The organism is Clostridium minihomine (assembly GCF_900240385.1).
Lineage (GTDB): Bacteria > Bacillota > Clostridia > Oscillospirales > Acutalibacteraceae > Faecalispora > Faecalispora minihomine.
This window is the reverse complement of the sequence record NZ_OEQH01000002.1, coordinates 529,491-543,520: the sequence shown is the minus strand read 5'-3', so window position 1 is coordinate 543,520 and position 14,030 is coordinate 529,491. Positions and strand designations below refer to the sequence as shown.

The 14,030-nt window shown below is 47.3% G+C and carries 17 protein-coding genes; 8 read left to right on the top strand and 9 right to left on the bottom strand.

Going from position 1 to position 14,030, the window contains the following annotated elements; all coding sequences use genetic code 11:
- Position 1: 1 nt before the first annotated feature.
- From C1A02_RS06505 to C1A02_RS06480, 6 genes are all read left to right on the top strand, one after another.
- Complete coding sequence (locus tag C1A02_RS06505; protein WP_101697384.1) at positions 2-1,288, top strand: 2-hydroxyacyl-CoA dehydratase subunit D; 1,287 nt, start codon at positions 2-4, stop codon at positions 1,286-1,288.
- Between the two features lie 5 nt (positions 1,289-1,293).
- Positions 1,294-2,451 carry a (R)-2-hydroxyglutaryl-CoA dehydratase subunit beta gene (hgdB, locus tag C1A02_RS06500; RefSeq protein ID WP_101697383.1) on the top strand — a complete coding sequence of 386 codons (1,158 nt, stop codon included), beginning with the start codon at positions 1,294-1,296 and terminating at the stop codon, positions 2,449-2,451.
- A 171-nt stretch (positions 2,452-2,622) separates the two neighbouring features.
- Positions 2,623-3,276: a 5-bromo-4-chloroindolyl phosphate hydrolysis family protein gene (locus tag C1A02_RS06495; RefSeq protein WP_101697382.1), complete on the top strand. Its 654-nt coding sequence runs from the start codon at positions 2,623-2,625 to the stop codon at positions 3,274-3,276.
- Positions 3,277-3,298: 22 nt separating this feature from the next.
- Positions 3,299-4,438 carry a toxic anion resistance protein gene (locus tag C1A02_RS06490; protein WP_101697381.1) on the top strand — a complete coding sequence of 380 codons (1,140 nt, stop codon included), beginning with the start codon at positions 3,299-3,301 and terminating at the stop codon, positions 4,436-4,438.
- A 25-nt stretch (positions 4,439-4,463) separates the two neighbouring features.
- The gene (locus tag C1A02_RS06485) at positions 4,464-5,015 is read left to right on the top strand and encodes a LemA family protein (RefSeq protein ID WP_101697380.1); all 552 of its coding nucleotides are present in this window, start codon (positions 4,464-4,466) and stop codon (positions 5,013-5,015) included.
- A gap of 13 nt (positions 5,016-5,028) precedes the next feature.
- The gene (locus C1A02_RS06480; protein WP_101697379.1) at positions 5,029-6,060 is read left to right on the top strand and encodes a TPM domain-containing protein; all 1,032 of its coding nucleotides are present in this window, start codon (positions 5,029-5,031) and stop codon (positions 6,058-6,060) included.
- A gap of 197 nt (positions 6,061-6,257) precedes the next feature.
- Here C1A02_RS06480 and C1A02_RS06475 read toward each other — a convergent pair whose 3' ends face one another.
- On the bottom strand, positions 6,258-6,638 hold the full coding sequence (locus tag C1A02_RS06475) for a metal-dependent transcriptional regulator (protein WP_101697378.1): 381 nt from the start codon (positions 6,636-6,638) through the stop codon (positions 6,258-6,260).
- A 179-nt stretch (positions 6,639-6,817) separates the two neighbouring features.
- Between C1A02_RS06475 and C1A02_RS06470 the strand changes: the two genes are divergently transcribed.
- Positions 6,818-7,432, top strand: coding sequence for an HD-GYP domain-containing protein (locus tag C1A02_RS06470; protein WP_101697377.1), 615 nt, complete (start codon positions 6,818-6,820; stop codon positions 7,430-7,432).
- 55 nt (positions 7,433-7,487) lie between these two features.
- Here the strand turns inward: C1A02_RS06470 and C1A02_RS06465 are convergent, their stop codons facing one another.
- The 7 genes from C1A02_RS06465 to C1A02_RS06435 form a co-directional block, all read right to left on the bottom strand.
- On the bottom strand, positions 7,488-7,913 hold the full coding sequence (locus C1A02_RS06465; protein WP_101697376.1) for a flavodoxin: 426 nt from the start codon (positions 7,911-7,913) through the stop codon (positions 7,488-7,490).
- A 36-nt stretch (positions 7,914-7,949) separates the two neighbouring features.
- Positions 7,950-8,501: a DUF3793 family protein gene (locus C1A02_RS06460; RefSeq protein WP_101697375.1), complete on the bottom strand. Its 552-nt coding sequence runs from the start codon at positions 8,499-8,501 to the stop codon at positions 7,950-7,952.
- Between the two features lie 73 nt (positions 8,502-8,574).
- Positions 8,575-8,859 (bottom strand): DUF2325 domain-containing protein, encoded by a 285-nt coding sequence (locus C1A02_RS06455; protein WP_101697374.1) that lies wholly within the window; start codon positions 8,857-8,859, stop codon positions 8,575-8,577.
- Between the two features lie 159 nt (positions 8,860-9,018).
- Positions 9,019-9,189, bottom strand: a complete 171-nt coding sequence (locus tag C1A02_RS06450) for a FeoB-associated Cys-rich membrane protein (RefSeq protein ID WP_101697373.1) — start codon at positions 9,187-9,189, stop codon at positions 9,019-9,021.
- Positions 9,190-9,192: 3 nt separating this feature from the next.
- Entirely contained in the window at positions 9,193-11,331 is a 2,139-nt protein-coding gene (feoB, locus tag C1A02_RS06445; protein WP_101697372.1) for a ferrous iron transport protein B, read from the bottom strand.
- An 85-nt stretch (positions 11,332-11,416) separates the two neighbouring features.
- Positions 11,417-11,638, bottom strand: coding sequence for a FeoA family protein (locus tag C1A02_RS06440; protein ID WP_101697371.1), 222 nt, complete (start codon positions 11,636-11,638; stop codon positions 11,417-11,419).
- Positions 11,639-11,663: 25 nt separating this feature from the next.
- Positions 11,664-11,873 carry a FeoA family protein gene (locus C1A02_RS06435; RefSeq protein ID WP_101697370.1) on the bottom strand — a complete coding sequence of 70 codons (210 nt, stop codon included), beginning with the start codon at positions 11,871-11,873 and terminating at the stop codon, positions 11,664-11,666.
- Positions 11,874-12,112: 239 nt separating this feature from the next.
- Here C1A02_RS06435 and C1A02_RS06430 point away from each other — a divergent pair, with 239 nt between their 5' ends.
- Positions 12,113-12,499: a metal-dependent transcriptional regulator gene (locus C1A02_RS06430; protein ID WP_101697369.1), complete on the top strand. Its 387-nt coding sequence runs from the start codon at positions 12,113-12,115 to the stop codon at positions 12,497-12,499.
- Positions 12,500-12,691: 192 nt separating this feature from the next.
- Here C1A02_RS06430 and C1A02_RS06425 read toward each other — a convergent pair whose 3' ends face one another.
- Positions 12,692-13,867, bottom strand: coding sequence for a MalY/PatB family protein (locus C1A02_RS06425; RefSeq protein ID WP_101697368.1), 1,176 nt, complete (start codon positions 13,865-13,867; stop codon positions 12,692-12,694).
- Positions 13,868-14,030 lie beyond the last annotated feature (163 nt).

The window sequence follows — 14,030 nt, the reverse complement described above, 5'->3', positions numbered from 1 at the left end:
GATGGCAGAAATCGAGAAAACAGCACCCGCTGAGCAGGCTACTCCCGCCGCAGCGCCTGCCAAAAAACCTGCAAAGCCCGCCAGTCCTGGTGTAACTGCTTTGCGTAAAGTCGTTTCTGATGTTTACGCAGGTGCATGGGAAGCAAAGAAAGCTGGCCGCCCTGTGGGTTGGTCCTCCTCCAAATTCCCCTGCGAAATTGCAGAAACTTTGGGGTTAGCAGTTGTATATCCTGAAAATCAGGCCGCCGGTATCGCTGCCCAGCACGATGGCGAGCGTCTGTGCGAGGCCGCTGAAGGCCTTGGATTCGATGCTGATATTTGTGGTTATGCCCGAATCAGCCTTGCTTATGCTTCTGGTGTTGAGACTACGAACGTGTCCCGTCAGATGCCTCAGCCTGACTTCGTGCTGTGCTGCAACAACATTTGCAACTGCATGACCAAATGGTATGAGAACATTGCCCGTATGCACAACATTCCGCTCATTATGATTGACGTGCCGTATAACAATACGCCTGAAGTCGACGATACTTATGTTGAGTACATCCGCGGCCAATTTGATGATGCAATCAAAGAGATGGAAAAGATTGCCGGAACAAAGTTCGATGAGAAGAAGTTTGAAGAAGTTTGCGCTAACGCAAACCGCACTGCAAAAGCATGGCTGAAAGTTTGCGACTATTGCCAGTATGTGCCCTCTCCCATGTCTGGTTTTGACCTGTTCAACCATATGGCTGACGTTGTTACCGCCCGTGGTAAGAGAGCGACTGCAGAAGCATTTGAGCTGCTGGCAACTGAACTGGAAGAGAATGTGAAGACCGGTAAATCTACTTTGCCCTTTGAAGAGAAATACCGCATCATGTTTGAAGGAATTCCCTGCTGGCCGGATCTGAAAGCTTTGTTTAAACCGCTGAAGGGCAGCGGACTGAACGTTACCGCTGTTGTTTATGCACCTGCTTTTGGTTTCGTATATGATGGCCTGGATGACTTATGTCGCGCATACTGCAAGGCTCCAAACAGCGTTTGCCTGGAGCAAGGTGTGGATTGGCGTGAGGGCCTCTGCCGTGATAATAAGGTAGATGGCGTTCTGGTTCACTACAACCGCAGCTGCAAGCCGTGGTCCGGTTATATGCCCGAAATGCAGCGTCGTTTTACTGCCGATTTGGGTATTCCCTGCGCCGCTTTCGATGGCGACCAGGCGGATCCCCGAAACTTCAACGCAGCTCAGTACGAAACACGTGTACAGGGCTTGGTTGAAGCAATGGAAGCTAGCAAAGCTGCGAAGGAGGGCTAACGAACATGAGTATCGAAACGATTATTAATGAGTTCGCCAGCATCGCCGCAAATCCGAAAAAGCAGCTGGCAGATTATAAAGCCGCAGGCAAAAAAGTGATCGGCTGCCTGCCTTACTATACCCCCGAAGAGCTGGTCTATGCCGCTGGCATGGTTCCCATGGGCATGTGGGGCAGCAATAAAAAGACCATTAGCCAGGCAAAAGAGTATTGTGCCACTTTCTACTGTACGATTGCACAGCTGGGCCTTGAAATGCTGCTGGACGGCACCATGGATCAGCTGGATGGTGTGATTACTCCTACCATTTGCGATACTCTGCGCCCGATGAGCCAGAATATTCGTGTAGCAATGGCAAAGTTGGAAAAAATGCCTACTATTTTCCTGGCACATCCCCAGAACCGCAAGCCTTCTTATGGCCTGAAATTCTGCGTGGATCAGTATACCAACGTTAAAAAAGCTCTGGAAGAAATCAGCGGTAACGAAATTACGGATGAAGCACTGCAGGATACCATTAAGGTATACAACAGAAGCCGTGCTGCCCGCCGTAAGTTTGTGAAGCTGGCAAATGATCACTGCGACGTGATTACTCCCACCAAGCGCAGCGCTGTTCTGAAAGCTTCTTGGTTTATGCTCAAAGACGCATACACCGAGAAACTGGAAGCACTCAACGCAGAGCTGGAGAAGCTGCCTGTTTGTGACTGGAAGGGCACGAAAGTTGTTACCAGCGGTATCGTTTGCGACAACCCGACTCTTCTCAAAATCTTTGAGGAAAACAACGTGGCGATTGCTGCCGATGATGTTGCACACGAGAGCCGTGCGTTCCGCGTAGATGCTCCTGAGGATTGTGAAGATCCGATGATGGCTTTGGCAATGCAGTTTGCAAATCAGGACTATTGCGTTCTGCTTTACGATGAGCATTCTGCCGAGAACCGCCGCGGTGAGTTTGTAGCCAACCTGGTGAAGGAAAACGGTGCTCAGGGTCTGATTCTGTTCATGCAGCAGTTCTGCGATCCCGAGGAAATGGAATATCCTTCTCTCAAGAAGGCTTTGGATGAGGCTGGCGTTCTGCACGTCAAACTGGGTATTGACCAGCAGATGCGCGACTTCGGCCAGGCTGCAACTGCAATTCAGGCGTTTGCAGACGTTCTGAAGGCAAATTCCTGATTGATAATCTGATATTACTTATCTCCCCTTGCCGGGTAAAATCGGCAAGGGGAGATTTTTATGCACAAATCTACTGGATTGAGCAGTTTGGAATAAAGCGATTTTCTTGACAGGAATAAGCAAAAGCATTACAATTAAAATATTATAGTTAAACAGGAAAGAGAGGGAATTATGCGTCAAATTACACAAAAATCAGTAATTCCCATTTATGCTGCTGCGGCCGTGTGGTTGATTTGGGGGCTGTTGCTTCCCTTATATCACACTTGGCATTTTTTGCTGGTTGCTGTGCTTTCGGCAGCTGTCTATTTTGTCATGAACCGCGTGTTTCCGCCCAAGATTCTTTGGGTTGAGGAAAAGCCCAAACCCGCCAATACCGAGGATTCTGATGCGGACGCGGTTATCAATGATGGGCGGGCTCAATTGGAACGTCTTCGTCAATTGGATCAGCAGATAGCCGATTCTGCTGTCAGTGCCCACATTGTCAGAATTTGCGGGATTTGCGAAAAAATATTTGCCTATCTAGAAGACAAACCGAAAAAAGCGCCGCAGCTGCGTCTGTTTTTCAACTATTACTTGCCCACTACACTCAAATTATTGGAAAGCTATCAGCGTATGGCTGCACAGAATATTTCCGGGGAAAATATCCGCTCTGCTATGCGGGGGGTGGAAGGAATTTTATCCAGCATTGAACAAGCATTTGAAAAACAGTTAGATCATTTGTTTGCAGATGAGGCGCTGGATATTTCTACTGATATTACTGTGCTTGAAAATATGATGGCCCGGGAGGGTCTTACAAAGGATCCGTTTGACAATCAAACCCATTAAACCAAGGAAAGGATGTTTTGAAATGGACCATCAGGAATATACCCCCTCTTTAACTTTGGAGCCGGAGCTGGAATCCGTGTCTGCCACGGTTATGGAAGAGGAAAAAGAGCCTTCCACAGCCACAACATTGAATAAAAGCCAGTTAACTGCGGATGAGCAGAAGATGGTAACTGAGTTTGCCAAAAAGATTGATTTAACGGATACCAATATGGTTTTGCAGTTTGGTTCCGGTGCCCAGAAGAAAATCGCCGATTTTTCGAGTTCTGCATTGTCTAATGTGCGAACAAAAGACATGGGTGAAGTCGGCAATATGCTGACAGATCTGGTTGTGGAATTGAAGGGGATTGAACTCAAACCCGAAGAAAAGAAAGGTTTTTTTGGCTTTTTGAAAAAAACAAACAATCAAATTACCACATTAAAAACCAAGTATGACAAGGCTGAAGTGAATGTGGACAAAATCTGCACTATGCTGGAAAATCATCAGATTCAGCTGATGAAAGATATCGCCATGCTGGATAAGATGTATGGGCAGAATTTAAATTATTTTAAAGAAGTGTCTATGTACATTTTGGCCGGTAAGGAAAAGCTGGAAAGTGTGCGCCAGAATGAGCTGGAAGCCGCCTATGAAAAGGCGCGTTTGAGCGGTTTGCCTGAGGATGCTCAAGCGGCAAATGATTTGGCAAATCAGTGCAATCGATTTGAGAAAAAGCTGCATGATTTGGAGCTGACTCGTATGATTTCGATTCAGATGGGGCCGCAGGTACGGCTGATTCAGAACAATGACAGCCAAATGGTGGAGAAGATTCAGTCTTCGCTGGTGAATACCATTCCGCTGTGGAAGAGTCAAATGGTTTTGGCTTTGGGTCTTGCGCATTCTCAGCAAGCGCTGGAAGCTCAGCGGGGTGTTACGGATATGACCAACCAGATGCTGCGAAAAAATGCAGATATGCTGAAAATGGGAACCATAGAGACAGCGAAGGAATCGGAGCGCGGAATTGTGGATATTGAAACACTTCAGCACACCAATCAGGCATTGATCTCCACATTGGAAGATGTTCGCCGCATTCAGGTGGAGGGAAGCCAGAAACGCCGCGCCGCGGAAGCGGAACTGGGTCGAATTGAAGGCGAGCTGAAACAAAAATTATTAGAACTCAAAGATTAAACACATGCCGTCAGGAGGAGGAAGTATGAAATGGCTCAATAAACGCCCGGTTGCTTTCGCTGTCCTGGCGGTTGTTATTTTATTTTCTTGCATTGTAGGGTCTTACCGTTCTGTTTTGTCGCTGCGGCAGCAAACAGAGCAGGTGTTTCTGCAGGGAGAACGGGGCGATGGTTTGAGCATCGCCCACGATTTAGAAGCGCGTGTCCGGTTTTCGGGCAATTTAACTACGGTAGCACGCCGATATCTGGGTGCCGGAGATACACGACTGACAGAGCTGCAAAGTGCCGCAGATGCGCTTACAGCTGCTCAAACCCCTTCGGAGAAATACCAGGCTAACCGGGAGCTGGATACTGCCTTTCAGGCCGTATATGAGGCTTTAGAAGGTCAAACGCTTGCTAAGACAGATTCAGATTATCGAATTCGGCTGCGGGCAGACTTTCATTCTCGCAATGTCACCATCAGCCATGATGCTTATAACGGATTGGCACAGGAGTTTAACCAAAAGGTATTGGGGTCGTTCCCCGCAGGGGCCTTGGCGTCTGCAGCGGGCATTGCGCCCTTAGAATTGTATGGTTAAAGGGAGGGAATCTATGAAAAAACATTTGAGCCTATTTTTTGCTTTTACCGTTTTGTTTTCTACGCTGCTTTCTCTTCCCGGTTTTGCGGCGGTGAGGGTTCCGGAACCAACCCGTGAATTTTATGTGGCCGATTATGCCGGTGTGTTGGATAACACCACCAAAAATGGAATTATTGCGGCGAATATTGAACTGCATGAGAAAACAGGTGCGCAGATTGTGGTGGCCACTGTGGATTTTCTGGATAACGCAGGAATTGAAGACTATTGTTATTCCATGTTTGAACAGTGGGAGATAGGCTCTAAGAAAACCAATAACGGTATTTTGCTGCTGTTGGCGATTGGAGAAGACAATTATTACTGTGTGACCGGCTATAGCATAGAGAATGAATTGCCCGGCGGTACGATAAAAAAAATGACGGTTGAATATCTGGAGCCGGATTTTGCGGTGCAGCAATACGACGCCGGGGTTCGGAAGATGTTCACGGCGTTGATTCATATCTATGAAGATAGTTATGGCGTGACAATCAGTGGAACGGCAACCGTTCCCAAAGATGCCTATTATACTGGTGGCGGGGGCAGCTATTATGATCCCGATATCGGTGCACCAAAGGGGCAGCAGTCCAGGGACAGCAGTATATTTGCTACCTTTTTTACAATGACCATTGTTGTCATTTTGATCAGTTCCTTTACTTCCCGAAAACGCAGATACCGTGGCGGATATCGTGGGTATGGTGGATATGGTGGATATGGTGGATATGGTGGACACAGCCAGGGGGGATCTTCTTTTTGGCCCTTCCTTTTGGGAAGCCTATGGGGAAGTTCTCAAAACAAAAGCCGTATGAACCGTGATAATTTTCCGAAGAATAAGCATAATCAGAATAGCCGGTTTGACGATAAGCCCCGAGGCAAGGGTGTCGGACGCAAAAAAGATGATGATGACTGGTTCGGCGGCGGGGGTTTCGGCGGCTTTGGCGGCTTCGGTGGTGGAGGCGGCTTTAGCGGGGGCGGCGGTGGCACCCGCGGCAACGGCGCCGGCCGGTTTTAAATACCCAAAAAAGCAATTCAAAATGTTTTGATTGGAGGGGGATCCAGTGCAGCTGACATGGTTCGAATTCTCAATCGCTGCTTTAGATCATGGGCCTTTTGATCCTATTTTTGAGTTGTCTGATGTAATACAAACATCGGAAGGGCATCCTATGTTGTTTTCAGGATGCCCTTCCGATTCTTATTCTGTTTCTTTTTTTATGTAGGAAAAGACGTGTTGGAAATCACCGACTTTTTAATTTTTAAGAAGGCTTCTTCACTGAGGATATGTTCGATCCGGCAAGCATCCGCGGCAGCTGTTTCAGGGGCAACGCCCAAGCGGATTAGGTAAGCGGTCAAAATCCGGTGTCGGTCATAGATGCGGTGGGCGATTTCCAGCCCTGCCGGCTGAAAATGAATTTGGCTGTTTTCATCCATATGGATGTATCCATTTTTTCGAAGTACCCCCATTGCTCGGCTGACGCTGGGTTTTGAAACTTTCAGATAACCGGCAATGTCAATGGACCGCACAAATCCATTTTGTTCTTGCAGGACGTAAATCGCCTCTAAATATTCTTTTGCGGATTCCCGAATTTTCATATCGTGAGCAACCTCCTGTTTTTGCATACATTCCTAATCATGTCAACGGAAGATCTAAGGGCATATTTCAGTCGTATGGATTCTGAAAAGGAATCCCAAAATTGATAATTTACCTATATACGAAAATGACTTACTAAACATCGTGGTAACCAATGATTTGTAATAAACGAGGTTTCGAAATGGAAAAGAATTCATCAAATAGAAATAATAAGTATTACTATGATATTGTAAAACATATGGTACATATTTTGGAAGAACGGGACTCTTACACCATGCACCATTCCCGGCGAGTTGCAAAAACCAGCTTGTTTGTGGCGCAAAGCTTTGGTTTGTCTGCAATGCAGTGCAAGCGGGTTTATTTGGCGGCGGACGCCCATGATATCGGCAAAATCGGGATACCGGACTGTATCCTGAACAAAAGGGGCAGCTTGACTGAGGAGGAATGGGTGATTATGAAACGGCATCCGGAACTGGGGGCCAGAATTTTGATGAAATCCCCGTCAATGGAGCGTATTGCAGAAATTGTGCGCTGCCACCATGAGCGTTACGATGGAACGGGGTATCCCAGCGGTTTAGCCGAGTTGCAAATTCCATTAGAAGCCAGAATCATTGCCGTTTGTGATTCCATTGATGCAATGCAAAGCAAAAGAGCATATCGCGATAGTTTGCCGGATGAAATGTGCCGCTATGAAATTGACAAGAATAGTGGCCTTATGTATGATCCACAAGTGGTGGATTTCGTTTTAGAAAACTGGGAGAAAATAAGGCAGGAATTAAAAACAACCGTAAGTTAACAGAAAAGCAGCGGCCGGCAAAAAACACCAGCCGCTGCTTTTTGTTTTAATTCAATCAGGCATTTGCCAACTGCTTGCCCAGATCTTTGCAGTTGTCAGCCGCTTCGTCATCGGGAGCTTCGTTGCAGATTACAGTGCCCACAACGGTGACGCCGTCGCCCTGAATCTCGCTGTCCCAATTTCTCATCCACTCGCCGTCGCCCCAGCCATAAGAGCCGAACAGAGCAACCTTCTTGGAAGAAAGCTTCTCCTTTACGGAATTAAACATGGGCTCGAATTCGCTTTCTTCCAGCACTTCTGCGCCCATAGAGGGGCATCCGAATGCGATCAGTTCAAATTCATCTGCCAGTTCGGGTGTGAATTCTGCGGATGTATAAAGGGAAACATCAGCGCCGGCATCTCTTGCGCCGTCTGCTACAAAGTTTGCCATTGCCTCTGTGTTTCCTGTACCGCTCCAATATACTACTGCCAATTTTGCCATAATCTTTCACTGCCTTTCCAGTTTTTCAAATTATCATTAAGCAGCGATGGTCAGCTGAAGCACCGACCTTCCGCCGCAAAACAGCTTGGTATAGATTTCTCTGCATTTATCAATTTTCGCAAAGATTTTTTTTGCTTCGGGCTCATTGTGATAAACCTTCCAAATACCGCAGCATTTACAGTTGCGGCCCTGGTTTCGAATAAATTCGGCGACATCCTCGAGCGGATACCCCAAGAACAGCCCAATTTCATGGGGGAAAGAATTGGTTAAAGAAATTCGAGTTTTCAAATGTTCGATACAGTCCTGCAAGTGGCCAGGTAAATAGCCATATTGGGTTAAGAAACAGACTGCCTCAGGACGGGACAAGTCCATCTCTAGCGCCGAAGCGCGATAAACATAAATTAATGCGCGGGAAGAACTGCAGTGAAGCAATTCCAAATAGACTCCCCGTGAATTCAAATGCTGGTTCCAGACTTCAATGTATTCCGAAACCATTTCCCGGTCATTACCGGTGTAGCTAAACAGGCTTGCTGTTTTTAGGCCCGCCAGTGTAGAGGAGCAATATTCAATCAGATATCGTTCAAACATATTTCCTCACAATCCTTTGGTATAAGATGAATCAGTGGCTAGTGACGTTTAACAGCCAACCTTTCTGGTGGGATTAGCAGTAGCAGTGTTGTGCAAGAATGTTTTTCAGTGCGCAGGAACTGCTGCTGTGAGAGCGCACAACCGCTGTATTGGTATTTTTCGTGATTTGAAGGGCGCTATACACCATTTGGTGAGATACTGTGCTGGTAAACAACACCAGAAGATCGGGTCGGCCAATCTGCGTTTTCAGATTTGCCGGCTGTTGGGTAAATACTTTTGCCCTACAATTAAATTGCTTGCAGATGTCTTTATAGGTGCAGACCATACGATCGTGGCCTCCAATAATGACAACACTCATATTCTTACCGTCCTTTCTTTGAATCATTATAAATTAACATCGCTTATGTAGATACACCGAACAAGTTAGTTATAGCTAACTTGTTCGGTAAGTAATAGAGTTAGCAAAGCTAACTCTATTACTTTACGCGATGGAAATACAACGTGGCAAAAGTACTGATTATTCTTGGCTTTCGTGGTTTTCATGCGAATGTTCGTGCTCCGAAGGGCAGCATCCGCCGGAACAGCCGCTGCAGCCGCTGCACCCACCGGACTTATGGGTCCGGTAGGTTTGATAAGCAGCAAAAGCAATTAAAGCAAACACAAGCGCAGAAATAATAATGGTAGCCATAGTTTATGCAGACACCTTTCTTTTTAACTGTCCACCCGCATTTTCGTCATAAGGTTTTCTGACCAGCAGATAAACCAACGCTGCAAGCAAGACCAGTGCAACCGCAGTTCCCACTCCAAATCCGCCGCCAGTGAACAGGCTGCCGGTTTGGTAAATAATCAATGCGATAATATAAGCGAACAGGGTCTGATATCCGGCTGCGAACCAGGTCCATTTTGCAGAACCCATTTCGGAGCGAACTGCGCCGATAGCCGCGAAGCAAGGTGCGCAGAGCAGGTTAAATGCTAAGAAGGAATAGGCAGCCAAAGGAGTCACTGCAGCCTGCAGATTGGCCCAAATTTCGACGCCGTCTTCTGCAACCTCGGCAAAGCCGAACAGGATGCCGAAGGTACCAACCACATTTTCCTTTGCAATCAGGCCGGTAATAGAAGCGACAGCGAATTTCCAGTCGCCAAAGCCCAAGGGGGCAAACAGGGGAGCAATCAGGCCGCCGATGGTTGCCAGCATGGAATCATCCACATCCACCATTTCCATACCCCAGCTGAAGGAGCTCAGGAACCAGATGAGCACACTGGAGAGAAGGATGATAGTACCGGCTTTTTTGATAAAGGCCTTGCCGCGATCCCACATGTGAATTAAAACACCCTTAACACCGGGCACATGGTATGCGGGAAGCTCCATAACAAAGGGAGCGGGGTCGCCCGCAAACATGCGGGTCTTTTTCAGCATAATACCCGAAACAATGATGGCGCCCATGCCGAGGAAATATGCGGAGGGGCCAACCCATGTGGAGTTCGGGAACAGAGCGCCGGCGATTAAAGCAATAATCGGCAGTTTGGCGCTGCAGGGAATAAACGTAGTGGTGATAACAGTCAGTTTGCGGTCACGGTCATTCTCAATGGTACGAGAAGCCATGATTCCGGGTACACCGCAGCCGGTTCCGATTAAAATCGGGATAAAGGATTTGCCCGACAAGCCGAATTTGCGGAACACACGGTCCATAATAAAGGCAATACGCGCCATATAACCGCAGTCCTCTAAAATGGCAAGGAACAGGAACATGGTCAGCATCTGGGGCAAAAAGCCCAAAACAGCGCCGACACCGGCAATCAGACCATCCAAAATCAAAGATACCAACCAGTCGGCGGTGTTGATGGATGTCAGGAATCCTTCAATTGCGGGGGGAACAATATCGCCGAACAGCGCGTCGTTCACCCAGTCGGTCATTGCGGTACCCACTGTAGAGATGGATACATAATATACCAGCCACATGACAGCTGCAAAAATGGGGAGAGCCAGCCATCGGTTGGTGACAACCTGGTCAATTTTATCGGAAGGGGTTAATCCAACCTTTTTCTTTTGAACCGTGCCCTTAACCAGTTTGGTAATATACTCATATCGTTCGTTGGTAATAATCGATTCGGTATCATCGTCCAGCTCAGACTCGCATTTTGCCAGAATAGCTTCCAGCTTTGACTGGTCGGAAGAGGAAAGCTTGGCTTCTGCCAGCACTTTTTCATCCCGCTCAAACAGCTTGATGGCGGTCCAGCGAGCGTGCTCGCCTTTTACAAGGCTTGGCAGCTGTTTGCCGATTTGACCCAAGGCAGATTCCACAGTGTTGCTGAAAACAGCCGGAATCGTGTTCTTTTGATTCTTTTTGGCAACATCCAAAGCGGCCTGAATCAATTCCTGTGTGCCCTGTGACTTGATAGCAGAAATCTCTACTACAGGACACCCTAACTGTTCTGCCAATTTTTTTGTTTGAATAGTGTCCCCATTTTTCCGAACCACATCCATCATATTCAGAGCTACAACAACCGGCAGCCCCATTTCCATCAGCTGGGTGGTCAGATACAGGTTTCTTTCAATGTTGGAAGCGTCAATTAAATTGACAATCACATCGGGATTGTCGTGAATTAAGTAGTTTCTGGTTACGACTTCTTCCAGAGTGTATGGCGAAAGAGAATAAATACCGGGAAGGTCGGTTACGATGACATCTTTATGCCCTTTGAGCCGTCCTTCTTTTTTCTCCACCGTTACGCCGGGCCAGTTGCCCACATACTGGGACGAGCCGGTTAAATCATTGAACAGGGTGGTCTTACCGCAGTTTGGGTTTCCCGCCAACGCTAACTTTAAAGACATTTTTTGTTCCTCCTCATTTTTCACGGAAGTCGCGGCTAACAAAGGGACCGAAAGCCAACGGCCTTTCTTTCAAATGGCTGTCCTATCAAACCACTTCAATCAGTTCGGCGTCTGCCTTACGCAGGCTCAGCTCATAATCTCTGACTTTAACCTCGATAGGGTCGCCAAGAGGAGCAACTTTTCGGACGAATACCTGGGCTCCTTTGGTAAGGCCCATATCCATGATTCTGCGCTTAACGGCGCCGGTGCCGTGCAGCTTAACCACGGTAACGGTTTCCCCAAGCTTTACCTCCTTCAATGTCTTCATCAAACCTCAACCTCTTTTCCTTTATTCATATCATGATCCGGTTCGCCATGGTTTTATCCAAGGCTACCCGGGTATCCTTGATATTCAAAATCATATTGCCGGAAATCTCGCTGATCACCGTGACTGTTTCGCCCTCCACAAAACCCAAAGTGGCCAGAAAGCGGCGAACTTCATCCTTGCCGGTAATCCGTTTGATTAAATTTTTTTCTCCGGCTTTTGCCATTGTCAGCGGCATAATGGATTCCTCCTAGGCAATTTTATTTAAAAAACATTGCATTTATTCCAATGAAAGCCAAGGTTAGCATACGCTAACCCTATTGCGTCTTTAAGTTTATCACAGCTAACTGGCACTGTCAACTATCAGACGGGATTATTTTACAGGAAAAGTCCACAAAATACGAGCATTAGACTCGTTGTAAAAAGTATAGCTTTATGATATGATTAGAAACAACAATTCCGAAAGGGGGAGAACATGTGAAAATTCAGGAATCCGCGGAAAATTATTTGGAAACGATTCTGGTTTTAAAAAACCGCAGGGGAGAGGTTCGGTCGATTGACATTGCCAATGAAATGAATTTTTCCAGACCCAGTGTGAGCCACGCCATGAAGCAGTTTCGCGAAAACGGACTGATTGTAATGGACGAAAGCGGCTACATTGAGCTGACGGAAAGCGGCAGAGAAATCGCAGAACGAATCTATGAAAGACATACCCTGATCTCGGAGTTTTTGATAGCGCTTGGCGTAGAAGAAGAGATCGCCAAAGAGGATGCCTGTCGAATGGAACATGCTATCAGTGAGGAGAGCTTCAGCAAACTGCGGGAATATTGGTCCCGGCAGAAAGAGCAGGAGCCTATTTCATGATACCTTTGCCCGGTAAGCGCGAAATCAATGGGAAGAACGCTGCTGGATGATTCGGGAACCGCAGCATGACGGCAAGGTGCCTGTACGGTTTTGGGGTAAGAATACGCAGAACATTCAGAATTGCCGTTACGCTATCATATGATAATGAATGAAAAAACTCTCCGCTTAATTTGCGGAGAGTTTTTAGTTTTTTTAAACTTCTTTGGTTGCTATCTGTGTCAGCTGTTCCAATGCTTTTTGCAAAATAGAGCGAGGGCAGGCGATGTTGATTCGCTGAAAGCCGTTGCCCTCTTCACCGAACATGGTTCCGGGATCCAGCCAAAGCCCGGCTTTTTCTTCAATCAGGCGGTTTAGCTTATCATTGGAAAGACCAAGGCCCGAAAAGTCCAGCCAGATTAAATAGGTTCCCTGAGGTTCTATCAAACGGACTTGAGGAAGCTTTTCGGCCAAGAAGTCCCTTACAAAATTCAGATTTCCCAGAAGGTATGCCTTGAGGTCTTCCAGCCAGGGGCCGCCGCTCTCATAAGCGGCGCGGCAGGCAATCAGCCCCATCAGATTGGCCTGACTGTAGCCGGTGCGCTGCATTTCTGCACGGATGCTGTGGCGCAGTGTTTGATTGGGAACAAAAATATTGGAAAGCTGAAGCCCTGCCAGATTAAAGGTTTTGGTGGGTGCGGTGCAGGTGATGGTCATTTGCTGAAATTCCGGGCGCAAAGAGGAAAACATCAGGTGTCGGTGCCCCGGGTATACAAAATCAGCGTGAATTTCGTCAGAAACCACGGTTACCCCGTGCTTCAGGCAGATTTCTCCCATGCCGGTCAATTCTTCCTTGGTCCAAACCCGCCCAACCGGATTGTGCGGGCTGCACAGCAGAAAGAGTTTAATCTGATTCTGCACGATTTGGTGTTCAAAGTCTTCGAAATCAATGGTGTACATGCCATCCCGATATAGCAGCGAATTTTTTACCACACGGCGGTCATTGGCTTGCACGGATTCAAAAAATGGGTAATATACGGGTGTTTGAATCAGTACCGCGTCGCCGGGCTCTGTCAAAGAACGGATGGCCGCGCACAGGGCAAAGACCACCCCGGGGGTTTTAATGAGCCACGAGTTTTCCACTTCCCAGCCGTGTCTTGTGGAAAACCATTGCCTGAGCGCTTGGAAGTAACGCTCGTCTGGCTCGGAATAACCAAAAATTCCGTGGCGGCATCGTTCTTCCAGCGCCTGAATCACACAGTCTGGAGAAGGAAAATCCATATCTGCCACCCACAGGGGTAAAAGGCCTTCCGGTTTGCCATAGCGGGAAGCACAGTCGTATTTTAAGGAATTGGTATTTTTTCGGTTCCATAGAGTATCAAAGGACGCCATTCATTCTCCTCCTGTTATCTTTGTCGCCAACGGATTTACCTCTCCGGGCAAGGGCTTCTTTGGTTGCTTTATCGGGAAAGTCTGGTTTTATTTCTGTGAATTTCTTATTTTGTTGTTTTTTAAAAACATTCTTCTCATATCTACTTTGCTTCCTTTCTTGCAA

Coding starts and splice junctions, on each gene's coding strand:
- C1A02_RS06490 (WP_101697381.1), top strand. CDS start 3,299: ATGGACCATCAGGAATATACCCCCTCTTTAACTTTGGAGCCGGAGCTG.
- C1A02_RS06470 (WP_101697377.1), top strand. CDS start 6,818: ATGGAAAAGAATTCATCAAATAGAAATAATAAGTATTACTATGATATT.
- hgdB (WP_101697383.1), top strand. CDS start 1,294: ATGAGTATCGAAACGATTATTAATGAGTTCGCCAGCATCGCCGCAAAT.
- C1A02_RS06495 (WP_101697382.1), top strand. CDS start 2,623: ATGCGTCAAATTACACAAAAATCAGTAATTCCCATTTATGCTGCTGCG.
- C1A02_RS06450 (WP_101697373.1), bottom strand. CDS start 9,189: ATGGCTACCATTATTATTTCTGCGCTTGTGTTTGCTTTAATTGCTTTT.
- C1A02_RS06505 (WP_101697384.1), top strand. CDS start 2: ATGGCAGAAATCGAGAAAACAGCACCCGCTGAGCAGGCTACTCCCGCC.
- C1A02_RS06455 (WP_101697374.1), bottom strand. CDS start 8,859: ATGAGTGTTGTCATTATTGGAGGCCACGATCGTATGGTCTGCACCTAT.
- C1A02_RS06435 (WP_101697370.1), bottom strand. CDS start 11,873: ATGCCGCTGACAATGGCAAAAGCCGGAGAAAAAAATTTAATCAAACGG.
- C1A02_RS06475 (WP_101697378.1), bottom strand. CDS start 6,638: ATGAAAATTCGGGAATCCGCAAAAGAATATTTAGAGGCGATTTACGTC.
- C1A02_RS06485 (WP_101697380.1), top strand. CDS start 4,464: ATGAAATGGCTCAATAAACGCCCGGTTGCTTTCGCTGTCCTGGCGGTT.
- C1A02_RS06480 (WP_101697379.1), top strand. CDS start 5,029: ATGAAAAAACATTTGAGCCTATTTTTTGCTTTTACCGTTTTGTTTTCT.
- C1A02_RS06465 (WP_101697376.1), bottom strand. CDS start 7,913: ATGGCAAAATTGGCAGTAGTATATTGGAGCGGTACAGGAAACACAGAG.
- C1A02_RS06425 (WP_101697368.1), bottom strand. CDS start 13,867: ATGGCGTCCTTTGATACTCTATGGAACCGAAAAAATACCAATTCCTTA.
- C1A02_RS06460 (WP_101697375.1), bottom strand. CDS start 8,501: ATGTTTGAACGATATCTGATTGAATATTGCTCCTCTACACTGGCGGGC.
- feoB (WP_101697372.1), bottom strand. CDS start 11,331: ATGTCTTTAAAGTTAGCGTTGGCGGGAAACCCAAACTGCGGTAAGACC.
- C1A02_RS06440 (WP_101697371.1), bottom strand. CDS start 11,638: ATGAAGACATTGAAGGAGGTAAAGCTTGGGGAAACCGTTACCGTGGTT.